Below are 20,605 nucleotides of genomic sequence, written 5' to 3'. Positions count from 1 at the left end.
TTGCGTACGACTCGTACGATTATTCCGCCGTCGCCGTCAGGCATTGCCGCCCGTCCGGCCCGCGCACCCAAACACGGCCCTCGGGGTGCCAGCATACCTCGGCTTTTTCGAAATGCATCAAGGGCGCGGTGGCCCGAAATGCAAAGCGTTTCAGCCCGCCAAGCTCCCGGTCAGCCAATGAGATCATATGCTGCGCCAGAAGCGGACCATGCACGACCAATCCCGCATACCCCTCGATTTCTTTTGCATAATCAACATCATAGTGGATGCGATGTCCATTGAAGGTCAGGGCCGAATAGCGAAACAACAGGGTGCTGTTGAACGTCTTGGTCTCGCACACTACCTCATCCGTCGCGGCCTTTGGCGGTGTGGGTTTCGGCGCATCCGGGCTTGGATCTTCGCGATAAACCAAGTCCTGCCAATCGGTCAGGCACAGGGTTTCACCTTGCCAAATCTCGTGCCGCAAGGTGACAAATCCCAAAACCCCGGTACGCCCCTCCTTGCGTTCCGATTTTTCCATATAAGTCAATCGCTTAGCGGGTTTTCCCGCGCGCAGCGGCGTGTGGAATTCCATCCGCCCCCCGGCCCACATCCGGCGCGGAAGCCCCATGTCAGGGATGACGCCGCCCACCTTGGGATGCCCATCCCGGCCCAGATCTTGTGGGTGTTGCGGGGTCCAGAAATATATCTGGTGGTAAAACGGCGGCAGGGCCTCCCCGGCCCCAATCGTCGCCTCACCGCCCAGCGTCACCTGCAAGGCCCGTGCCCGTGCAGGGTCCATCACATCGTGGATTTCTTGTAATACGTCGCTCATATGACTAAGCTAACCACCTGAGATAAAAGGAACAATCCCTAAATGCCACGCCTCGACAGCCTTGATCACCTTGTCCTGACCGTCGCGGATTTTTCCAAAACCATTGCCTTTTACGAAACCGCGTTGGGCATGGTGGCCGAACAGTTCACCCCGGCAGATGGCACAACCCGTTGGGCTTTGACCTTCGGCAACCACAAGATAAACCTTCATCAAGCAGGGCACGAGTTTGAGCCGAAGGCCAAGCACCCCACGCCGGGAAGCGCAGACCTTTGTTTTTTAACGACAAATTCGCTGTCGGACTGGCAGGCGCATTTGCAAGGCCAAGGCATTGACGTGATCGAAGGCCCGGTGCCCCGCACCGGGGCCACCGGGCCGATCACCTCGATCTACCTGCGTGATCCCGATGGCAACCTCCTGGAAATATCAAATAAATCAGAAGGTTAGATCGCCGCGCGCAGTGCCTCCATCTTGCCGCGCAGCACCTTCAGGTAGTGGTCGTTGGTCAGGTTCCCGGCCTCATCGAATTCATTTCCGGCCCCGGCCACGCAAAGCAATGGCCCGGCAATGATCTGCGCCTGCAACGGGGTCAGGCAACTCAACACCATGAACTGCCCTGTCTCGCCCCCGGTACGCCCTGCATTGGCCGACATCACAGCCGTTGGCTTACCCTTGAACGGCATGCCGCCCACGCGGCTCACCCAATCAAGCGCGTTTTTCAGAACGCCGGTGATCCCCTTGTTGTACTCGGGGCTGGAAAGAACCAAGGCATCGGCATTTTTTATTTGCTCTGCAAGGGTTTGCACCGATTGCGGCACGCCGTTGGCGTCCTCCAGATCACCGTCGTAAAGCGGTAGATTCAAGTCCGCACTCGTAACATCTGCCTCGCCAAAGGCCTTCACAGCCTCGGCCAGAAGCATCCGGTTGAACGATCCTTTGCGAAGCGACCCCGAGATCGTGAGCAGCTTGGGTTTTGACATTAAGATTACCCTCTTATGGTGATTTAACTTGCCTTCAATCTGTCATGCTTACGGCAGGGAACAAGGAAAAACCCCGCACAACGCCTGTGCGAAGGCAAAAAGAAAGCCCCGGCGCGCAATCGCGGCCGGGGAAGTTTGCCATTGATGGCGGGGGGATACTTACCAGTCGGTCGGCCCTTTGTCGGCATAGGCATGGACCAGAAAGTCGATGAAGGCGCGTACCTTGGGCTGTGTGAAACGGCCCGGCGGATAAACCGCGTAGATGCCTTGGGTCTCCATGGGCAAATCGGGGATCACATCCTCGACCAGACCATCGGCCATGGCCTGCGCATAAAGGAAGCTGGGCAGATAAGCGATGCCAAGCCCGGAAATCGCCGCGTTCAGAAGGGATTGACCGTCATTGACCGACAGGCCGCCAGCGGTGCGCACTTGGCGCTTTTCGCCCGAGGGGGCCGTCAACTTCCAGACCGCGCCGTTGGACTGGCTGGAATAGTGCAAGAGCTTGTGTTCGTTCAGATCGTCGATCTTCGTCGGCCGCCCGTACTTCTGGATATACGATGGGCTGGCGATCATGCGCTTCGTGGTTTCGGTCAGTTTCCGGGCGCGCAGGGTGCTGTCTTCCAACTCTCCAATGCGGATGGCCATATCGAAGCCTTCGGAAATCAGTTCCACGTAGCGATTGTTCAACACCATGTTCACGGTGATATCGGGGAATTCATCCAAGAACCCACCCAGGATCGGGCTGAGGTGATTAACCCCGAAATCGGTCGCCACCGAGATACGCAGAAGACCCGAAGGATCCGATTGCATGGAACTGACAAGCGCGTCAGCCTCGCCCGCATCATTGAGAACCCGCAGCGCCCGGTCATAGTAGGCAAGGCCAATCTCGGTGGGGCTCACCCGGCGGGTCGTCCGGTTCAAAAGGCGCGCGCCAAGCCGCGCTTCAAGCGACGATACGTGCTTCGAAACTGCGGACTTCGAAATGCCCATCTTGCGCGCTGCATCTGTGAAGCCACCCTGATCCACCACTGTGGCGAAGGCTTCCATTTCCGTCAGGCGATCCATGCTCAATACCTCTGCGTGTTTTGCTGAAGGCAGGTATCGTCGCGAATTCGGGCGCAAGTTGGGCATGCACCAGACAATATCTTGGTTTTGTCTTGGATCGTTCGTGTCATGGAAACAGGGAAACGGCTGTTTCCATGATTTGGGAAGGGCGCTTATCGTGTTATGGTTGAAATCCAGGCTTGGGAGGAAACAATGATCCAATATATCAAAGCGGTGACACTGGCGCTGGCGCTTGTCGCGGGGCCAGCATTTGCTGGGGACACACCCGCGCCCGAGGGGGCCGAGGTTTATTTCGCGAATCTTCAAGATGGCGCAACGGTCGGATCACCGGTCACGGTTGTCTTTGGCTTGAAGGGCATGGGCGTGGCCCCGGCGGGGACCGAAAAGGAAAATACCGGTCACCATCACATCCTGATTGATCGCCCGCCATTGGGCGAAGGGCCGGATGGGGCCGAAGAACTTGAATACGGCCTGCCGGCGGATGATCACCACGTGCATTTCGGCGGCGGGCAGACCGAGGTTTCGCTTGACCTTGCGCCGGGGCAACACACGCTGCAACTGGTTCTGGGGGATATGAACCATGTCCCCCATGACCCGCCGGTTATGTCCGAGGTCATCACGATCACTGTCGAATAACCGTCTAAAGCGTCGCAGCCAGCCTTGTGCCTTGGTCGATCGCGCGTTTTGCATCCAGTTCGGCGGCCACATCCGCGCCGCCGATCACATGGACGGTCACGCCCCGCTCTTGCAAGGCGTCTGCCAAACTGCGCTCTGACAGTTGCCCCGCACAAAGCACGATGGTGTCCGCTTCGATCAGCCTTGGGTTCTCGTGCGCTTCGCCCTCGGTGACATGCAGGCCCGAGGCGTCAATACGTTCATAATTCACACCGCTGACCATTTGCACGGCTTTCATCCGCAGTGCCGCGCGGTGAATCCAGCCGGTGGTCTTGCCAAGGCGCTTGCCCACGCGTTCGGCTTTTCGTTGCAGTAGCGTAACCTGTCGCGCGGGTGGTTCTGGTTGCGGGCCTTCGGGGGCCAGGCCACCACGTGCCTGTTCCGGGTCGCCCACGCCCCATTCTTCCTTCCACTCGGCCAAATCCTCGGTCGGGCTGTCGCCTTCATGGACAAGGTATTCGGCCACGTCGAACCCGATACCCCCCGCGCCGATGATCGCCACCCGCTTGCCCACCGGGGCCTTGCCGCGCAGCACGTCGATATAGGACAGGACATTCGGGCCATCCTGGCCCTCGATGCCGGGGTCGCGGGGTACAACGCCCGTGGCCACGATTACCTCGTCAAAGCCATCCAGATCGTCCGCACCCACCTCGGCCCCCAGTTTCAGGGTGATACCCAGATCATCCACCATGGTGGTGAACCAATCCACAAGGCCGTGGAACTCTTCTTTTCCGGGGATTTCGCGAGCCATGTTAAGTTGCCCACCAAGCTTGGCATCACGGTCGAAAAGGGTCACGTTGTGGCCCCGTTCGGCGGCGGTCATGGCCGCCGACAGCCCGGCAGGCCCGGCCCCGACCACGCCGATGGAGCGGGGACGCTCGGTGGGTGTGACCGTAAGCTCGGTTTCGTAACAGGCGCGCGGATTGACCAAGCAGGTCGAGATCTTGCCGCTGAACGTATGATCCAGACAGGCTTGGTTACAGGCGATACAGGGCGCGATCGTATCGGCACGGCCATCCTTGGCCTTGCGCACGAAATCAGGATCGGCAAGGAAGGGCCGCGCCATCGAGACCATATCGGCACAGCCCTCGGCCAGCACGGTTTCAGCCACATCCGGCATGTTGATCCGGTTCGAGGTGATCACCGGGATACCCACCTTGCCCATCAGTTTCCTGGTGACCCAGACAAAGCCCGCGCGCGGAACGCTGGTGACAATCGTCGGAATGCGCGCCTCGTGCCAGCCGATGCCGGTATTGATGATCGAAGCCCCGGCTTTCTCGACCTCTTGGGCCAGTTGCACCACCTCGTCATGGGTGGACCCTTCGGGCACCAGATCAATCATGGAAAGCCGATAGATCAGGATGAAATCGGGGCCTACCGCCTCGCGGGCGCGGCGGACGACCTCGATGGGCAGGCGCATGCGGTTCTCGTAAGAGCCGCCCCAGCGGTCGGTGCGCTTGTTGGTGTGGGTGACAAGGAACTGGTTGAGGAAATACCCCTCGGACCCCATGATCTCGGCCCCGTCATAGCCTGCGTCTTGCGCGCGGGCGACGGCCGTGACGATATCGGAGATTTGTTTTTCAATCCCTTCTTCGTCCAGTTCCTTTGGCGGAAACGGCGAAATAGGCGACTTCACAGACGAAGGGCCGACGCAATCGGGGCTATAGGCATAGCGACCCGCATGCAGCACCTGCATGGCGATCAAACCACCGGCATCATGCACGCGATCCGTTACAACCTTGTGGTTCTCAATATCTTTTTCGGTATATAGCCCCGCCGCGCCGGGAAAAACCCCGCCTTCGGGGTTGGGGGCCATGCCGCCGGTGACCATCAGAGCCGCGCCGCCACGGGCGCGAGTGGCATAGAATTCGGCCACGCGGTTCCAATCCTTGGTTTCTTCAAGCCCGGTGTGCATCGAGCCCATGAGCACACGGTTCTTCAAGGTCACATGCCCAAGGTCCAGCGGGGCAAGAAGATGCGGATATTCACTCATGGTGGCCTCCCTTATTCGGCGGCAACGATGCCTGCGGGCGCCGCGATTGTCACCCTGAACGCTGCGTTAAACGCAACTGAAAATACTGTCGGTTTCGCGTTGGTGCAAAATCCGGACCCGCTCATCAGCGCTTGCGGGCTTTTTCGCGAGGAACGCCCGCCGCATGTCGAAGGCTTGGGCTTGCGGCAGATGTGCATCAGACTATGTTAGCAACAGACATGAAACAGGAGCGCATACCATGCTGACCCGTCGCCAAATGCTTGCCGGTGCCGCCGGACTGATCGCCGCCACCCCGATCGCGGGCCTGGCGCAAGAGGCCCCGGCGATTCACGTCATGAAAGATCCCAACTGTGGCTGTTGCAAAGCGTGGATGAAGGTTCTTGCCGATGATGGTTTCGCCGTGACCAGCGAGGACGGCTTTGGCTCGCTTCTGATCCGCTACAAGCTCGACAATGGCGTGCCGCAAAACATGATGTCCTGCCACACCGCGAAGGTAGGGGGCTACGTGATCGAAGGCCATGTCCCACCCGCCGATATTCGCCGCCTTCTGGCCGAGCGCCCCGAGGCGGCGGGGCTGGCCGTGCCGGACATGCCCTATGGCTCCCCCGGGATGGGCCCGGAGGATCGGCGCGAAGCCTATGACGTGTTCCTGATCCGGCCCGATGGCAGCACCGAGGTTTTCCAGAGCTACGAAGCGGCTTAATTCGCCCGCATCAACCTGAAGGCATCCAGGATCGCCGCATGGGTGTTGCGGGACGACACCGCATCGCCAATACGGAAAAGCTGGAACCCCTTCGGCCCGCCGTTCAGGGTTTGCGGCGTGCCATCCAGCAGGGCGTCATAATCGACCGCGCCAAGGTTTTGCGACTGCGGCTTGAGGTCGAAATAAAGATCGTCCAGCGGATCGACACCGGAATTGACCACCACCTGATCCACTTCGCGGATCTGGTCCAGATCCATGTAATCCGAACCGATATGCGCCAGCAGGCGATTGCCGTCGCGTTCAACCCCGGTCACGCGGTAGGTGACGGTGAAGCGCACGTCGCGATCCTGCATTTGGCGCATGAAGGGGACAAGGGTGATGCCCGACACCTCGACCGAAAGCGCCTGATGCGGGGTCATCATTTCCAGTTTCGCGCCGGCTTCGGCCAGCATTTGCGCGGCCTGGATGCCAGCGTAATCGCCCACCTCGTCAAAAAGCAGGACATTTTCGCCGGGTTTCACATCGCCCGAAAGGATATCCCATGCCGAGACAACAAGATCGTTGCCTTTGTCCAGAATCTCATCCCGGGCCAGCCCGCCGGTGGCTATGATCGCCACGTCGGGGTTGAGGGCCAGAACATCCTCGGCCTCGGCAAAGGTGTTGTAGCGGACACTGACGCCTTGCGCCTCGCATTGCGCCGCGCGCCAATCGGTGATGCCGATCATTTCCGAGCGGTCGCGCGCTTGCGCGGCAAGGCGCACCTGCCCGCCCGGCGCATCGGCGGCTTCCAGAACGGTCACGTCATGGCCACGCAATGAGGCGACGCGCGCGGCCTCAAGCCCGCCGGGGCCCGCGCCGACAACGACGACGGTTTTCTTGTCTGCGGCTTTTTCCACCTCATGCGGCAGGTATTCTTCGCGGCCTGTCGAAGGGTTGTGGATACAAAGCGCAGCACCCCCGTGGTAAATCCGGCCAAGGCAATAGGTGGCCCCGACGCAGGGGCGGATATCGTCTTCTTGTCCGGCCTCGATCTTGCGCACGATATGCGGGTCGGCGATATGGGCGCGGGTCATTCCGACCATATCAAGCTGTCCGGTGGCCACGGCATGGCGCGCGGTGGCCACATCGGGGATGCGCGCCGCGTGGAAGGTGGGCAGGCCCACTTCGTGCCGGATGCGCCCCGCGAAATCGAGGTGCGGGGCATAGCGCATCCCCTGCACCGGGATCACGTCGGCAAGCGCGGCGTCCGTATGCACCCGCCCGCGAATGACGTTGATGAAGTCGATGACGCCCAGGTCCTTGAGGCTCTGGGCGAATTGCACGCCTTCCTCGACCGGGATGCCGCCATCCTCGGCCTCGTCCGCGACAAAGCGCAGGCCGATGATGAAATCCGGCCCGACACGGTCGCGGCAGGCCGTCAGGATCTCGGTGGCAAAACGGGCGCGGTTTTCAAAGGCTCCGCCGTAGGCGCCATCCATCTGGTTGGTCAGCGGGCTGAGGAATTGATCGGGCAGGTGGCCGTAACATTCGATTTCCACCCCATCGAGGCCCGCCGCCTGCATTCTTTCGCAGGCATCGGCGTAGTCTTGGATGATGCGCGGGATGTCCCAATCCTCGGCCTGTTTGGGAAAGGCGCGGTGCGCCGGTTCACGCTTGCGGCTGGCCCCGAGGTTGGGCAGCCAATCGCCCGCGTCCCACCGGGTGCGGCGGCCAAGGTGGGTGAGTTGGATCATCACCTTGCAATCGTGTTCGTGGCAATCATCGGTCAGCTTTTTCATCCAGCCGACAACCTCGTCCTTGTAGGCAAGGATATTGCCGAAGGCGGGCGGGCTATCGCGTGAGACCACGGCAGAGCCTGCCGTCATGGTCAGGGCCACGCCGCCCTTGGCACGTTCAAGATGGTAAAGGCGATAGCGATCCTTGGGCATCCCGTCTTCGGTATAGGCGGGTTCGTGGCTGGAGATCATCAGCCGGTTCTTCAGCGTCAGGTGCTTGAGCTGATAGGGTTGCAGCAACGGATCCTTTGCCATGGTCTTGCCTTTACGCTGTGGTGGCGGCCCAGTCCCAGTACATCTCGCGGATGCGGCGGGTGAGGGGGCCGATCTGGTATTGCCGGTCTTCAAATGCGGTGACGGGCGTGACCTTCATCATGTTGCCCGACAGGAACACCTCGTCGGCATCGCGGAAATCTTCAAATGACATGACGCATTCGTGGACGGTGACGCCATCGGCGCGCAGGTTCTCGATGTGGCGCGCACGGGTGATCCCGGCAAGGAAGGTGCCGTTGGGCACGGGGGTGAACACCTCGCCATCCTTGACGGCAAAGGCATTCGCGGTGGCCGCTTCGGCGACATTGCCAAGGGCATCGGCGACAAGCGCGTTGCCGAACCCCTTGTCGCGGGCCTCGGCCAGCATCCGGGCATTGTTGGGATAAAGGCAGGCGGCCTTGGCGTTGACCACGGCATCCTCCATCACCGGGCGGCGAAAGCGCGTGCGGGCCAGCGAGGTGCTGGCCTCGGGTGCCGCCATGGGGATTTCCTCAAGGCTGATTGCAAAGCCTGTGCCGCCGCCCTCTTTCGGGACGATGGCCGACATGCCGCCATCAAGCGCCCAGTACATCGGACGGATATAGACCGCCGAGTCCGCCGAGTAGGATTTGAGGCCCTCTTTGACGATCTCGACCATATCCTCGGGCGCCACAGTGGGTTCGACCATCAGCGCGCGGGCCGAGGCATTGACCCGGGCGCAGTGCTTGTCAAGGTCGGGCGTCAGGCCATTGGCATAGCGCGCCCCGTCGAACACGTTACTGCCAAGCCACATACCATGATCGGCGGCGCGCATCACCGGCACATCGCCGTCATGCCACGTGCCATCAAAATAGGTGCGAATATTGTTGCCGGTTGCCATGGCTTGTCTCCTTGATTTGGCGGTACGTTAGGACGGCATGGCGGGGGCGTCCAGAGGGTGCGCGCGCTTTGGTCTTCCCCCCCGTGACGTGATCCGCTAGGCAGGGGCAATCCGCCCTAACCCCGAAGGCCCGCCCATGAGACCCGTTCGCCTGCTTTCCGGTGTTCTGACCGTCGGCGGCTGGACTTTGGCCAGCCGTATCCTTGGTTTCGTGCGCGATGTTCTGATCGCCAGTTTCCTTGGGCCGGGGGCGGTGATGGATGCCTTTGTCGCGGCCTTCCGCCTGCCCAATATGTTCCGTCGCTTCTTTGCCGAAGGGGCGTTTAACGCCGCTTTCGTGCCGATGTTTTCCAAGCGGCTGGAAGGGGACGAGGACGCGGTGGGCTTTGCCGCACAAGCCTTGTCGGGGCTGGCCTTTGTCCTGCTGGTCCTGACCGGCCTTGCCATGGTCTTTATGCCTGCTCTGGTCTGGGCCACGGCAGAAGGGTTTGCCGAAGACGAGCGCTTTGACCTGACGGTGGAGTTCGGTCGCGTTGTCTTCCCCTATATCTTCTTCATTTCGCTGGCGGCCTTGCTGTCCGGGGTGCTGAATGCCTCGGGCCGATTTGCCGCCGCGGCGGCCGCGCCGGTGGTGTTGAACATCATGCTGGTGACGGCAATGACGGTGTCGGCCATGATGGACAGGCCCGTGGCCCCGGCGCTGGTCTGGACCATTCCCTTTGCCGGGGTGGCGCAACTGGCGCTGGTCTGGGTGGCCGCCGACAAGGCGGGCTTGCGCATCCGGCCTACGCGCCCGCGCTGGACCCCGGAAATGGCGCAGCTTGTGCGCGTCGCCGTGCCCGCGGCCCTGGCCGGTGGCGTGATGCAGGTGAACCTTTTGGTGGGTCAGCAGGTGGCCTCGAACTTCGAAAAGGCGGTAAGCTGGCTTTACTCGGCGGATCGCCTTTATCAACTGCCGCTGGGCGTGGTGGGGATCGCGGTGGGCATTGTCCTGTTGCCCGACCTGTCGCGCCGCCTGAAGGCCGCCGACGATGCCGGCGCGCGCGAGGCCTATTCGCGGGCGGCGGAAATCTCGCTTGCGCTGACGGTGCCCTCGGCGGTGGCCCTGATGGTCATCCCGATGCCGATTGTCTCGGTCCTGTTCGAACGGGGGGCCTTTGGCTCGGACGACACGGCAGCCACGGCTTTGGCGGTGGCGATCTATGGGGTGGGCCTGCCTGCTTTCGTTTTGCAAAAGGTGCTGCAACCGCTGTTTTTCGCCCGCGAGGATACCAAAAGCCCCTTCCGCTTTGCCCTTGTGGCCATGGTGGTCAACGCGGTGCTGGCCATCGGTCTGGCCTTCGCCATCGGCTGGATCGCGGCGGCGATCGCCACCACGGTGGCGGGCTGGGTCATGGTCTGGCTGCTGATGCGCGGGGCGCGGCCCTTGGGCGATGTGGCGCGGTTCGACGCGCGGTTTCACCGCCGGGTCTGGCGGATCGTGGCGGCCTCTATTGCCATGGGCGCGGTGCTTTGGGGCGTGAACCTCGTGCTGTCGCCGTTCTTTGAACTGGGCGGCCTGCGCTGGCTGGCCCTTCTGGTGCTGATCGGGATCGGTACGGTGGCCTATTTCGGCATCGGTCACGCGCTGGGCGCGTTCCGGGTACAGGAGTTCGGCAAGGCCTTCCGCCGCCGGGGTTAATTCCGCCGGATACGTTGATGGATGCGCCGCCAACCGCCCGGGGCAAGGAAGACCGACAGGATGAACCCCGCCGCGAAGCCCGTGACATCGGCAATCCACGTGCTGTTGGCGCCAAAAAGCAACCCGAAGATCAACTGCAAAAGCATCAGCACCCCGATAAGGGTAAAGGCGCGGTATTGCTGTTCGCCCATCTGCCCCAGCTTGAGCCACATCAGGTAGGTGAACCCGCCAATCAGGCCATAAACCCCGGGAAAGGCCCCGATCAGCCAAGGCTGCGCCCCGGCGAAAAGGGTAAAGCCCAAGGCTCCTATGGCGCCCGACAGGATGAACAGCACGATCACCGCCCATTGGGCAAAAACCTCCCCCACGAACTTGCCAAGCGCCAGAAGCATGACACCGGCAAAAAGCGCATGGGTAAAGGTGCCATGGATGAACGGGAAGGTGACAAAGCGCTTGAGATGCTCCAGCGGCCAGATGTTGTTTTGCAGCATCCAGTGCAGAACATCGGCGTTATAACCGTAATCCTGAATGGCGGCACTGCGCCAACCCACCGCCGTGGGGCCGCCGACAAGCCCGCGAGTGCCAAGGAAAAACATGGCCTCGACCCCGAGGATCACCAGGAAAAGCGCCACCACGACGGGCGGGAGGGGATTGACAAGAGTGTGGTTCGTGGGGCTGCTCATGGCCTGCTCTCCTTGACGGGGCTGTGCCCCATGGGTAAGCGAGGCGGACAGCAAAATCCACCACGGAGATCGACCATGCCAGAGGCGGCATTCACCCCCCGCGTGTTTTCGGGAATCCAGCCTTCGGGGAACCTGACGCTTGGCAATTACCTCGGCGCGCTCAAACGCTTTGCCGACAGCCAGAACGAAGGTATCGACTCGATCTTCTGCATGGTCGACTTGCACGCGATGACAGTCTGGCAGGATCCAGATGCACTGCGCCAGGCCACGCGCCTACTGGCTGCGGGGTTCATTGCCTCGGGCATCGACCCGGAGAAATCCATCCTGTTCAACCAAAGCCAGGTGCCCGAACACACCCAGATGGCGTGGATTTTCAACTGTGTCGCGCGCATGGGCTGGATGCAGCGGATGACGCAGTGGAAGGACAAGGCGGGCAAGAACCAGCAGAATGCCTCGCTTGGCCTGTTTGCGTATCCCGCGCTGATGGCGGCGGATATCCTTGTCTATCACGCCACCCATGTGCCGGTGGGCGAGGACCAGAAACAGCACGTGGAACTGACCCGCGATATCGCGATCAAGTTCAACAATGATTTCGGGCAGGAATTCTTTCCCATCACCGAGCCGGTGATCGAAGGCGCGGCAACGCGGGTGATGAGCCTGCGGGACGGCACGAAGAAAATGTCGAAATCCGACCCGTCGGACATGAGCCGGATCAACCTGACCGATGATGCAGAGACGATTGCCAAGAAAATCCGCAAGGCCAAGACCGACCCCGAGCCCCTGCCATCCGAGGCCAAGGGCCTCGAAGACCGGGCCGAGGCGCGAAATCTTGTGAATATCTACGCCGCCCTCAGCGAGCAGAGCGTCGACCAGGTGATGACCGAAATGGGCGGCAAGGCCTTTTCGGAGTTCAAGCCGATACTGGCCGACCTCGCGGTGGACCGCTTGGCGCCGATATCCGGGGAAATGGCCCGCCTGATGGGAGACGTGAGCGAGATCGACCGGATATTGGCCCGCGGGGCCGAGCGGGCGCGCGAGATTGCCAGCCCGATTTTGCAAAAGACATATGACATTGTCGGGCTGGTGGGCGCCAAGGGGTGACCCCTTGACCAAAAGGAGCGGCTTGCGCCGCGCAGGTCAAGCGCGCTGTCGCGCGCCGATCAAGGGGCTTTGCCCCTTCGTTGAAAATGCGATTTTCAACGTACCCCAGGATACTTGTGAAAAGAAGAAAGGGGGCGGTGACGCCCCCCTTTGGTTCTTTACAGCATCAATTGGTAGCTGGTTGGAACATAGGTGTAGCCCTCGCCTTGCTTTTCGGCAAAGCCGGTGCCGGGCCATGGCATGTGATAGCCGATGAAGGGCACTTGATCGGCGGCCAGCATATCGAGGATGCCGCGGCGGGTTTTGGCGGCGGCGGATTTGTCCATGTCGAATTTCACTTCCCAGTCGGGATGGCCCAGCGACCAGACGTAGTGATTGGCGAAATCGGCGGCGACGAGAAGCTGTTTGCCCTCGCTTTCCAGCATGTAGGTCATATGGCCCGGGGTGTGGCCGAAAGCGGCCATGGCCGTGATCCCCGAGGCGACGCTGCCGCCATCGTCGAGCATGGTCATCTGCTTGGCCAGGGGGCGGACCTTCGTGTTGAAGCCGTCGTTATCCATCGCCGCCCAGGCATCGAATTCCTTGGCCCCGGTGACGTAGCGGGCATTGGGGAAGGTCGGGGCCTCGCCCGCCATCAACCCGCCGATGTGGTCGCCGTGCATATGGGTGATGACCACCACGTCGATCTGATCGACGGTATAGCCGGCCTGTTCGATGGCGGCGGTGGTGCCTTCGGCGTTCAGGCCGGTGTCGAAAAGGACAAGCTCATTGCCGGTATTGACCAGCGTGGGGGTAAAGAAGAACTGCGCCGCGTCGGTGGGGATATGGGCGGCTTTTGATGCCTCGGCGAAGGCTTCGGCGCTGACGTTCATGCCGAAAATGTTTTGCGGATCGGGCACGGTGCGGGTGCCGGCGAGGATGGTGGTGACCTCGAACCCACCCAGTTTGACGCGGTTGAAGCGGGTGGAGGCCACGCCCATCATCGGAGCCGCGGCGCGGGCCTGCCCGGAGGCTGCGGCGGCCAGCGGCAGGGCGGCGGCGGAGGCCAGAACGTGGCGACGGGTCATTCCTGTTTTGGTCATGGCGAATCCTCTCTGGTTGCTTCTCGTCTTGCGGCGAATGTAGCGCGACTTTAGGTGATCCATTGGGCTTTCACGGGAATGTGAAGGCGCAATACCGCCTTAACGGCGTGGGCATGGCGGGCTATGTTGCCGATATGATTGGCATTTTGAACAACCCCACGTTTCGCGCGCTTTTCGCGGCGCAGGTCATTGCACTTGTGGGCACGGGCCTTTTGACCGTGGGGCTTGGCCTTTTGGCCTATGACCTTGCGGGGGAGCGCGCCGGTGTCGTTCTGGGGTTGGCGCTGACCCTCAAGATGGTGGCCTATGTGGGCCTGTCACCCGTGGCACAAGCAGTGGCCACGCGACTGCCGCGCAAGGGTGTCCTGGTCGGGGCGGATGCGGTGCGGGCGCTGGTGGCGCTGTGCCTGCCCTTCGTCAGCGAGGTCTGGCAGATTTACGTGCTGATCTTCGTTCTGCAATCGGCCTCGGCCACTTTCACCCCGGCTTTTCAGGCCACGATCCCGGATGTCTTGCCGGATGAGGCGGAGTATACCCGGGCGCTGTCGATGTCGCGGTTGGCCTATGATCTGGAGAACCTTTTGAGCCCGGCCCTGGCGGCGCTTTTGTTGACGTTGGTGGGTTACAGTTGGCTGTTTGTTGGCACGGTTCTGGGCTTTGTCGTGTCGGGCCTGCTGGTGCTACTCGCCGCCGTGCCGCCCTTGGGGGCAGATGCCGGGCAACGCCCATTTCGCGAGCGTCTGACACGGGGTATCCGCATCTATCTTGCCACGCCGCGCCTGCGGGGACTTTGGGCCTTGAACCTTGCGGCCTCGGCGGTGGGGGCGTTTGTCTTGGTCAATACCGTGGTTCTGGTGCGATCGGGCTATGGTGGGGATGAGCGTAGCCTTGCCCTCGCGATGGCGGCCTTTGGCGCGGGATCCATGGGGGCGGCGCTGATCGTGCCGCGATTGTTGGAGCGGATGGCGGACCGGCCTGTGATGATGGGTGGCGCGCAGGGCTTGGCCCTGTTGGCGCTGGTCATGGGGGCGGTCTTGGTCGTGGATGGCTTGCCGGGATGGACGGTGTTCTTGCTGGTCTGGGCGATGGTTGGGTTTCTTTATGCCGCGATCCTCACACCCTCGGGGCGGCTTTTGCGGCGGTCGGCCCATGCCGAGGACCGGCCTGCCGTCTTTGCCGCGCAGTTTGCGCTGAGCCATGCCTGTTGGTTGGTGACCTACCCTACGGCGGGATGGGCGGCGCAGGGGGTTGGCATGGGGGGTACCCTTGTTTTGTTGGGGCTTATGGCCCTTTTGGGTGTGGTCGTGGCGCGGATGGTCTGGCCTGCGGACCTGCCGCAGGAGGTGGTGCATCAGCACCCCGATTTGCCCCCCGATCACCCGCATTTGCGCGCCCATGGCGGGCGGCGGCATGCCCATGTTTTCGTGATTGACGATGAGCACAGGGTCTGGCCGACGCAGGGCTAGCCCGCGCTGCAATCTGGACAATCACGTGCCACTGTGACATGGCCCACGCGAACCAGGAGACACCAGATGACCACCACCCGTTTCGCCCCGTCGCCCACCGGCTATATCCATGTGGGCAACCTGCGCACCGCCTTGATGAATTTTCTCATTGCCCGCAAGGCCGGGGGGCAGTTCATCCTGCGGATCGACGATACCGATCCGGAACGCTCGAAAGAGGAATACGTGGATGCCATCAAGGCCGATCTGGAATGGTTGGGCCTGCACTGGGACAAGGTTGAGCGGCAATCGGAACGGCTTGATCGTTACGTGGCCGCCGCCGACAAACTGCGCGAAATGGGCCGGTTTTACGAGGCGTTCGAGACACCCACGGAACTGGACCTCAAGCGCAAGAAGCAGCTGAACATGGGCAAACCGCCGGTCTATGACCGGGCGGCCCTGACCCTGTCGGAGGAGGAGCGCGCGGCGCTGCGGGCCGAGCGGGGCGATGGCGTGTGGCGCTTCAAGCTGGAGCATGAGCGGATCGAGTGGGAGGATGGCATCCTTGGCCATACCTCGATCGACGCGGCAAGCGTCAGTGACCCGGTGTTGATCCGTGGCGATGGGCAGTTTCTCTACACCCTCGCCTCGGTCGTGGACGACACGGAAATGGGCGTGACCCATGTTGTGCGCGGCTCGGACCACGTGACCAACACGGCGACGCAAATCCAAATCATCCAGGCACTTGGTGGAAATGTGCCCAGCTTTGCACACCATTCGCTTTTGACCGGGCCGCAGGGCGAAAGCCTGTCGAAACGCCTTGGAACGCTCAGTCTGCGGGACTTGCGGGCATCCGGGGTGGAGCCCATGGCACTGCTCAGCCTGATGGCGCGGCTGGGGTCGGCCGACCCGGTGGAACTGCGCAGCGATATGGCAGAGCTGATCGAGGGGTTCGATATCACGCGTTTCGGGGCCGCACCGACGAAATTCGATGTGAATGACCTTTATCCGCTGACCGCGCGTATCCTGCATGAACGCGGCTTCGAGGACGTGAAACGCCAGATTTCCGATATCGGCGTTCCCGATGACCTGGCCGAGCGTTTCTGGATGGTGACACGCGAAAACATCACGACCCTCAATGACCTTGAGGCGTGGTGGGCGATGTTCCGAGACGGGGCAGAGCCGGTGATCGACGATGAGGACAAGGAATTCGTGGCCGAGGCCATGGCGCTGCTGCCCGAGGGGCCGTTTGACGATGCGACCTGGGGCCAGTGGACCAGTGCCGTGAAAGAGGCCACGGGGCGCAAGGGCCGGGGGCTGTTCATGCCGCTCAGGAAGGCGCTGACCGGGCAGAGCCACGGGCCGGACATGAGCCAGGTCTTGCCGCTGCTGCAAAATATCAAGGCCAAGGGATAATCCATTGGCCGTCCGCGAAAAATATTGTCGTTTTCGCGGGCGCGCTTATCGGCCCTGACCGGTTTCGTCATGCGGGGGAACTGTCAATTGAGCGGTCCCACGGGACGCCGAAGGGGTTTCGAAACCCCTTCGTGCAAGCACCTTCCAAGGCACTTGCGACGCATATTCCAATGTTCGGGAAGCAAGGCGTTTGGAAACGCCTTGGCCGCTCACCCCATGCGCGAGGCCTCGTGAGAGCGGCGCATGACGTCTTTTTCCGATTTCAGGGTCAGGCCTTCTTCGGCGTATTGGCGCGCGGTTTGGGACATTTCGGCGGCTGCCATTGCCAAACCTTGGTCGGGGGCGTCTTGCAGGTCGCGCAGGGCGTGAAGCAGGCGGCAAACCACCTCGACCGTGCCCGCGCCATCGCGGGCCGTCCGGGAAAAGGCGCTTTGGATCATTTCGTTGCGCGAGAGTTCAGGCACGAAGATGCGGGGGAATTTCGGGTCGCCCTTGGCCTCCTCGGCGCGGGCCCAGTTCCAAAGCAGGCGTTCCTGCCGTGCGATGACGTCAATGGCGGTGCCGGGGTCGTTGATCCCGGGCGAAAGCGCGCGTGCGGCGATTTCCGACAGGACCAGAAGGCCATAGGTCGCGTCTTGTTCAAAGGTGCGGTGCTGACCGATGGTCAGGCTGTTTTGCACGGCTTTTGCCTCTTTGTCCGCAAGGCCCGTGGCATAGGCGACGGGCTGCCCGGTGAGCAGGAATTGTCCCGGGGCGGTGTGGAAATAGATACGTGCCTCTGATGCCTTGATGGCCTCGTTCATACGGGCGACGTCGATGAACTGCAGGTAGCCCGAGCGCGGCGAGGGGATCGGCGCGGCCTCGGTCGGGATCAGGGTGTCGGCGGTCAGCGGGCTGGCCTTGAGCGCGGGGGCACGGCGGGTAAGTTGCAGGCTGGAGCGCGCTTCGGCCTCGGTCATGCGCAGGGTGGCGTCCATGCTGCCCAGGTCGCTGAGGTGGTCGATCCAGCGCAGAAGCGCCAGGATGACCAGCACCACCACTGCCACGGTCACAAGAAGCACCGTTACCGATGAGCCGCCCGCATGAAGCCCCGCCTTCAACAGAATGATCGACGTCAGCGCATAAACAAAGGCCCCGATGAAGGTGGCCAGCACGGTTTGCGTGGTCGTATCGGCCAGAAGGATGCGGTGGGCCCGCGGCGTCGCCTGCGAGGCGGCGGCGTTATGGGCCGAAACCATGACATTGAGGGAAAAGGTGCTGACCGCCAGCATGCCCGAGGCGAGGATCGTGAGGATCGGCATCACCGTGTCGGGTGAAATCCTGTTTCGCAGGCTGTCGGGCATGTAATCTTCAAAGAACATGGCGGCGACGGCCGCCGCGATGGACAACAGTGCCATAAGGGTCACACGTACCCAAAGCCTGCGGGAAAACCGCAGCAGGATCATCATTGTTTGCGACGCGGTTTTGAAGTCGGCCATCATGTCCCCTTGTTTGCGCCAGAATGGGGCAAGCCGGGGGAAGGGTCCAGTCGCTTTAGCGGCGGATCAGGCGAATATCGCGCCGGGCCAACTCGTCGCTCACGAAGGCGCGTTCATCGGGGGAAAGGATGCGGTGGCGGGGATAAACCGGATCGGCCCGGTCATCCAGAACGGGGGTGTCCCAGCCATCGGTCGTGTCGAAAAAGGCGCGTGCGCCCTCCTCGCCGAATTCGCGCAGGTAGCCTTGGACCACCACGTCGATATAACTGAGCAGGGCAGGGTGTGTTTCGGTTGGCTGGCCGTGGGCGCCATCGGGGATGGAATAGACCGCGATCTCGGGCTGGTGAGTGAGGGTATGGGTGACCTGATGCGCGGCGGGCACGCGGGTGTAGGCGCGTTCGCGCTCGTCCAGCGCGGCCCAGTCATCGCCCGGCACGGCAGCGATCAGCCCGTCGATCTCGCTGTCGGCGTCGGGCACCACGGTAAGGTAAGCCACCGGTCGCAGGCTGGTATGCCGCCAGATGCGTTTCCAACCGCTGAGGCGGGCGGTATGGGCTTCGGCAAAGGCGTGGGTGTCGCGATTCACAAGGCTGCCGTAGCCGAAGAAATATGCATGTTTCATGTATCTTTCTGGCCCACGTTTGATCTGAGTCATGTTGATAGGCCTGTTTTGCAGGCAGTTTCGGACAGGTTCAAGCAAATGAGGGGTCACCATGCGCATCACCAAACGCACCAATATCGCGATCCGCGTGTTGATGTTTTGTGCCGCCAATGCCGACAGGCTGGTGACCAAATCCGAGATTGCCGGGCGCTGCAATACCTCGGAAAGCCATCTGGCGCAGGTGATCAACCGTCTGGCGCAACTGGATTTCCTGCATACCCAGAGGGGGCGCAGCGGGGGAATTGCCCTTGGCCGTGCGGCAGAAAAAATCGTGATCGGCGATGTCTTTCGCAAACTGGAGGCGAATGTGCCTTTGGCCGAGTGTTTTGCCGATGTCGACAATACCTGCCCCTTGGTCGATGCCTGCCGCCTGAAGCTGGCGATTGCCGATGCGGCCGAGGCGTTCTACGCGCATCTGGACAGTGTCACGCTGGACGCCTTGGTTTGCGACAATGCACCGTTGATGGAGCTGTTCATGCCGGCGGCCTGTCACGAACGGGCTTGAAGCACCCCTGTTTGTATAATACCCTTCACGCAAATCGGATGGGAGAACCGGCTTTGCCGGTGCCGAAGGAGCAACCGCCCCGGAAACTCTCAGGCAACAGGGACCATTCGATTTAAGACAAACTCTGGAGAGATCCTGACACAGTGTCGGGGCGCCGAAGGGATAGCGATCTCAGGCCAAAGGACAGAGGGGGCATCGTTGTGCGGCCTGACGGGCACGTGCGGAACCGATGCCGGATTGATACCTCATCAAACGGCGCAGACTTGGGAGACGACCCGATGACCGACGCCTTGCGCCAAACGCCCCTTCACGACCTGCATGTGGAGTTGGGGGCCAAGATGGTGCCCTTCGCGGGCTATGATATGCCGGTTCAGTACACGCTGGGCGTGATGAAGGAACATCTGCACTGTCGCGCGGCGGCGGGCCTGTTCGACGTCAGCCACATGGGGCAGGTGATCGTACGGGCGCCGGGCGGCTATGACGAGGCAGCCCGCGCGATGGAGGGTCTTGTGCCGGTCAGCGTGCTGGGTTTGGCCGAGGGGCGGCAGCGATACGCGATGTTCACCAACGACCAGGGCGGAATTCTGGACGACCTGATGCTGGCCAACCGGGACGATCATCTGTTCGTGGTGGTCAACGCGGCCTGCAAAAAGGCCGATATCGCCCACATGCGTGCGGGCCTGCCGGGCTGCGAGGTGGAAGAGATCACCGACCGCGCGCTTCTGGCTTTGCAAGGCCCACAGGCCGAGGCGGTTCTGGCGCGGCTGGTGCCGGGCGTGGCCGGGATGCGTTTCATGGATGTGGCCGTGATGGAAAGCCCCTTTGGCGAGCTTTGGATTTCACGTTCGGGCTATACCGGCGAAGATGGCTATGAAGTGTCCGTCACGGCAGATCAGGCCGAGGGCCTTGCCCGCGCCCTGTTGGCCGAGGAAGAGGTGGAACCCATCGGCCTTGGCGCGCGCGATAGCCTGCGGTTGGAAGGCGGGCTTTGCCTTTATGGCCATGACATCGACGAAAGCACGACACCGGTGGAAGCGGCCCTGTCCTGGGCCATTCAAAAAACGCGCCGCAAGGGCGGCGAGCGCGAGGGCGGTTTCCCGGGCGCTGACGTGATTCTTGACCAGTTGGAAAACGGCGCACCGCGCCGCCGCGTGGGCCTGCGCCCCGAGGGGCGCGCGCCGATGCGCGAAGGCACCGAGATTTACGCCGGGCCTGAGGGTGGTGCGCCGATAGGCGCGGTCACATCGGGCGCCTTCGGGCCGACGATTGGCGGGCCGATGTCGATGGGGTATGTCCCCGGTGACCAAGCCGCCGAAGGTACAAAGCTTTTCGGGGAGGTTCGGGGCAAACGACAGCCGGTGACGGTGGCGGCCCTGCCCTTTACCCCGGCCAACTTCAAACGCTGACACACAGGGAGAGACA

The 20,605-nt window shown here is 62.0% G+C and carries 19 protein-coding genes and 1 riboswitch; of the genes, 9 read left to right on the top strand and 10 right to left on the bottom strand.

What is annotated here, in order from left to right:
• Positions 1–19: 19 nt before the first annotated feature.
• Positions 20–814 carry a MaoC family dehydratase N-terminal domain-containing protein gene (locus tag RBB32_RS06270; RefSeq protein ID WP_306151838.1) on the bottom strand — a complete coding sequence of 265 codons (795 nt, stop codon included), beginning with the start codon at positions 812–814 and terminating at the stop codon, positions 20–22.
• A 42-nt stretch (positions 815–856) separates the two neighbouring features.
• Here RBB32_RS06270 and RBB32_RS06265 point away from each other — a divergent pair, with 42 nt between their 5' ends.
• A complete protein-coding gene (locus tag RBB32_RS06265; protein WP_306151837.1) occupies positions 857–1,258 on the top strand; it encodes a VOC family protein in 402 nt (133 codons plus the stop codon).
• Here RBB32_RS06265 and RBB32_RS06260 read toward each other — a convergent pair.
• Together RBB32_RS06260 and RBB32_RS06255 are read right to left on the bottom strand one after the other, a co-directional pair.
• Positions 1,255–1,791 carry an NADPH-dependent FMN reductase gene (locus RBB32_RS06260; protein WP_306151836.1) on the bottom strand — a complete coding sequence of 179 codons (537 nt, stop codon included), beginning with the start codon at positions 1,789–1,791 and terminating at the stop codon, positions 1,255–1,257. The two genes, RBB32_RS06265 and RBB32_RS06260, sit on opposite strands and share 4 nt — an antisense overlap.
• A gap of 159 nt (positions 1,792–1,950) precedes the next feature.
• Positions 1,951–2,856, bottom strand: coding sequence for a LysR family transcriptional regulator (locus RBB32_RS06255; RefSeq protein ID WP_306151835.1), 906 nt, complete (start codon positions 2,854–2,856; stop codon positions 1,951–1,953).
• 192 nt (positions 2,857–3,048) lie between these two features.
• Between RBB32_RS06255 and RBB32_RS06250 the strand changes: the two genes are divergently transcribed.
• Positions 3,049–3,492, top strand: a complete 444-nt coding sequence (locus RBB32_RS06250) for a DUF4399 domain-containing protein (protein WP_306151834.1) — start codon at positions 3,049–3,051, stop codon at positions 3,490–3,492.
• A 4-nt stretch (positions 3,493–3,496) separates the two neighbouring features.
• On the opposite strand, the gene RBB32_RS06245 is transcribed toward RBB32_RS06250, so the two are convergent.
• Positions 3,497–5,524 carry an NADPH-dependent 2,4-dienoyl-CoA reductase gene (locus RBB32_RS06245; protein ID WP_306151833.1) on the bottom strand — a complete coding sequence of 676 codons (2,028 nt, stop codon included), beginning with the start codon at positions 5,522–5,524 and terminating at the stop codon, positions 3,497–3,499.
• 256 nt (positions 5,525–5,780) lie between these two features.
• On the opposite strand from RBB32_RS06245, the gene RBB32_RS06240 reads away from it, so the two are divergent.
• Positions 5,781–6,227, top strand: a complete 447-nt coding sequence (locus tag RBB32_RS06240; protein WP_306151853.1) for a DUF411 domain-containing protein — start codon at positions 5,781–5,783, stop codon at positions 6,225–6,227.
• Here the strand turns inward: RBB32_RS06240 and RBB32_RS06235 are convergent.
• On the bottom strand, positions 6,224–8,257 hold the full coding sequence (locus tag RBB32_RS06235) for an NADH:flavin oxidoreductase (RefSeq protein ID WP_306151832.1): 2,034 nt from the start codon (positions 8,255–8,257) through the stop codon (positions 6,224–6,226). The genes RBB32_RS06240 and RBB32_RS06235 overlap by 4 nt on opposite strands.
• Positions 8,258–8,267: 10 nt before the next feature.
• Positions 8,268–9,134, bottom strand: coding sequence for a branched-chain amino acid aminotransferase (locus RBB32_RS06230; protein ID WP_306151831.1), 867 nt, complete (start codon positions 9,132–9,134; stop codon positions 8,268–8,270).
• 136 nt (positions 9,135–9,270) lie between these two features.
• Here RBB32_RS06230 and murJ point away from each other — a divergent pair, with 136 nt between their 5' ends.
• The gene (murJ, locus tag RBB32_RS06225; RefSeq protein WP_306151830.1) at positions 9,271–10,815 is read left to right on the top strand and encodes a murein biosynthesis integral membrane protein MurJ; all 1,545 of its coding nucleotides are present in this window, start codon (positions 9,271–9,273) and stop codon (positions 10,813–10,815) included.
• Here the strand turns inward: murJ and RBB32_RS06220 are convergent.
• Positions 10,812–11,498 carry a rhomboid family intramembrane serine protease gene (locus tag RBB32_RS06220; protein ID WP_306151829.1) on the bottom strand — a complete coding sequence of 229 codons (687 nt, stop codon included), beginning with the start codon at positions 11,496–11,498 and terminating at the stop codon, positions 10,812–10,814. The two genes, murJ and RBB32_RS06220, sit on opposite strands and share 4 nt — an antisense overlap.
• A 75-nt stretch (positions 11,499–11,573) precedes the next feature.
• On the opposite strand from RBB32_RS06220, the gene trpS reads away from it, so the two are divergent.
• On the top strand, positions 11,574–12,599 hold the full coding sequence (trpS, locus tag RBB32_RS06215) for a tryptophan--tRNA ligase (RefSeq protein WP_306151827.1): 1,026 nt from the start codon (positions 11,574–11,576) through the stop codon (positions 12,597–12,599).
• A gap of 158 nt (positions 12,600–12,757) precedes the next feature.
• On the opposite strand, the gene RBB32_RS06210 is transcribed toward trpS, so the two are convergent.
• A complete protein-coding gene (locus RBB32_RS06210; protein ID WP_306151826.1) occupies positions 12,758–13,681 on the bottom strand; it encodes an MBL fold metallo-hydrolase in 924 nt (307 codons plus the stop codon).
• Positions 13,682–13,815: 134 nt separating this feature from the next.
• Here RBB32_RS06210 and RBB32_RS06205 point away from each other — a divergent pair, with 134 nt between their 5' ends.
• The gene (locus RBB32_RS06205; RefSeq protein WP_306151852.1) at positions 13,816–15,147 is read left to right on the top strand and encodes an MFS transporter; all 1,332 of its coding nucleotides are present in this window, start codon (positions 13,816–13,818) and stop codon (positions 15,145–15,147) included.
• Between the two features lie 66 nt (positions 15,148–15,213).
• Entirely contained in the window at positions 15,214–16,539 is a 1,326-nt protein-coding gene (gene gltX, locus RBB32_RS06200) for a glutamate--tRNA ligase (RefSeq protein WP_306151825.1), read from the top strand.
• 209 nt (positions 16,540–16,748) lie between these two features.
• Here gltX and RBB32_RS06195 read toward each other — a convergent pair whose 3' ends face one another.
• Positions 16,749–18,017: a DUF2254 domain-containing protein gene (locus RBB32_RS06195; protein ID WP_306151824.1), complete on the bottom strand. Its 1,269-nt coding sequence runs from the start codon at positions 18,015–18,017 to the stop codon at positions 16,749–16,751.
• A gap of 55 nt (positions 18,018–18,072) precedes the next feature.
• Complete coding sequence (locus RBB32_RS06190; RefSeq protein WP_306151823.1) at positions 18,073–18,639, bottom strand: gamma-glutamylcyclotransferase family protein; 567 nt, start codon at positions 18,637–18,639, stop codon at positions 18,073–18,075.
• A 91-nt stretch (positions 18,640–18,730) separates the two neighbouring features.
• Between RBB32_RS06190 and RBB32_RS06185 the strand changes: the two genes are divergently transcribed.
• Together RBB32_RS06185 and gcvT are read left to right on the top strand one after the other, a co-directional pair.
• Positions 18,731–19,183 carry an Rrf2 family transcriptional regulator gene (locus tag RBB32_RS06185; protein ID WP_306151822.1) on the top strand — a complete coding sequence of 151 codons (453 nt, stop codon included), beginning with the start codon at positions 18,731–18,733 and terminating at the stop codon, positions 19,181–19,183.
• A gap of 29 nt (positions 19,184–19,212) precedes the next feature.
• Positions 19,213–19,299, top strand: a riboswitch (glycine riboswitch).
• A gap of 162 nt (positions 19,300–19,461) precedes the next feature.
• Complete coding sequence (gene gcvT, locus RBB32_RS06180; protein WP_306151821.1) at positions 19,462–20,589, top strand: glycine cleavage system aminomethyltransferase GcvT; 1,128 nt, start codon at positions 19,462–19,464, stop codon at positions 20,587–20,589.
• The last annotated feature ends 16 nt before the right edge of the window (positions 20,590–20,605 follow it).

The sequence above is a fragment of the Roseovarius sp. MMSF_3281 genome (assembly GCF_030733685.1).
GTDB lineage: Bacteria > Pseudomonadota > Alphaproteobacteria > Rhodobacterales > Rhodobacteraceae > Roseovarius.
This window is presented reverse-complemented; position numbering and strand designations above follow the sequence as displayed.

What these genes read in the sequence shown, in the direction of transcription:
- RBB32_RS06270 (WP_306151838.1), bottom strand. Translation starts at nt 814, where the DNA reads ATGAGCGACGTATTACAAGAAATCCACGATGTGATGGACCCTGCACGG.
- RBB32_RS06265 (WP_306151837.1), top strand. Translation starts at nt 857, where the DNA reads ATGCCACGCCTCGACAGCCTTGATCACCTTGTCCTGACCGTCGCGGAT.
- RBB32_RS06260 (WP_306151836.1), bottom strand. Translation starts at nt 1,791, where the DNA reads ATGTCAAAACCCAAGCTGCTCACGATCTCGGGGTCGCTTCGCAAAGGA.
- RBB32_RS06255 (WP_306151835.1), bottom strand. Translation starts at nt 2,856, where the DNA reads ATGGATCGCCTGACGGAAATGGAAGCCTTCGCCACAGTGGTGGATCAG.
- RBB32_RS06250 (WP_306151834.1), top strand. Translation starts at nt 3,049, where the DNA reads ATGATCCAATATATCAAAGCGGTGACACTGGCGCTGGCGCTTGTCGCG.
- RBB32_RS06245 (WP_306151833.1), bottom strand. Translation starts at nt 5,524, where the DNA reads ATGAGTGAATATCCGCATCTTCTTGCCCCGCTGGACCTTGGGCATGTG.
- RBB32_RS06240 (WP_306151853.1), top strand. Translation starts at nt 5,781, where the DNA reads ATGCTTGCCGGTGCCGCCGGACTGATCGCCGCCACCCCGATCGCGGGC.
- RBB32_RS06235 (WP_306151832.1), bottom strand. Translation starts at nt 8,257, where the DNA reads ATGGCAAAGGATCCGTTGCTGCAACCCTATCAGCTCAAGCACCTGACG.
- RBB32_RS06230 (WP_306151831.1), bottom strand. Translation starts at nt 9,134, where the DNA reads ATGGCAACCGGCAACAATATTCGCACCTATTTTGATGGCACGTGGCAT.
- murJ (WP_306151830.1), top strand. Translation starts at nt 9,271, where the DNA reads ATGAGACCCGTTCGCCTGCTTTCCGGTGTTCTGACCGTCGGCGGCTGG.
- RBB32_RS06220 (WP_306151829.1), bottom strand. Translation starts at nt 11,498, where the DNA reads ATGAGCAGCCCCACGAACCACACTCTTGTCAATCCCCTCCCGCCCGTC.
- trpS (WP_306151827.1), top strand. Translation starts at nt 11,574, where the DNA reads ATGCCAGAGGCGGCATTCACCCCCCGCGTGTTTTCGGGAATCCAGCCT.
- RBB32_RS06210 (WP_306151826.1), bottom strand. Translation starts at nt 13,681, where the DNA reads ATGACCAAAACAGGAATGACCCGTCGCCACGTTCTGGCCTCCGCCGCC.
- RBB32_RS06205 (WP_306151852.1), top strand. Translation starts at nt 13,816, where the DNA reads ATGATTGGCATTTTGAACAACCCCACGTTTCGCGCGCTTTTCGCGGCG.
- gltX (WP_306151825.1), top strand. Translation starts at nt 15,214, where the DNA reads ATGACCACCACCCGTTTCGCCCCGTCGCCCACCGGCTATATCCATGTG.
- RBB32_RS06195 (WP_306151824.1), bottom strand. Translation starts at nt 18,017, where the DNA reads ATGGCCGACTTCAAAACCGCGTCGCAAACAATGATGATCCTGCTGCGG.
- RBB32_RS06190 (WP_306151823.1), bottom strand. Translation starts at nt 18,639, where the DNA reads ATGAAACATGCATATTTCTTCGGCTACGGCAGCCTTGTGAATCGCGAC.
- RBB32_RS06185 (WP_306151822.1), top strand. Translation starts at nt 18,731, where the DNA reads ATGCGCATCACCAAACGCACCAATATCGCGATCCGCGTGTTGATGTTT.
- gcvT (WP_306151821.1), top strand. Translation starts at nt 19,462, where the DNA reads ATGACCGACGCCTTGCGCCAAACGCCCCTTCACGACCTGCATGTGGAG.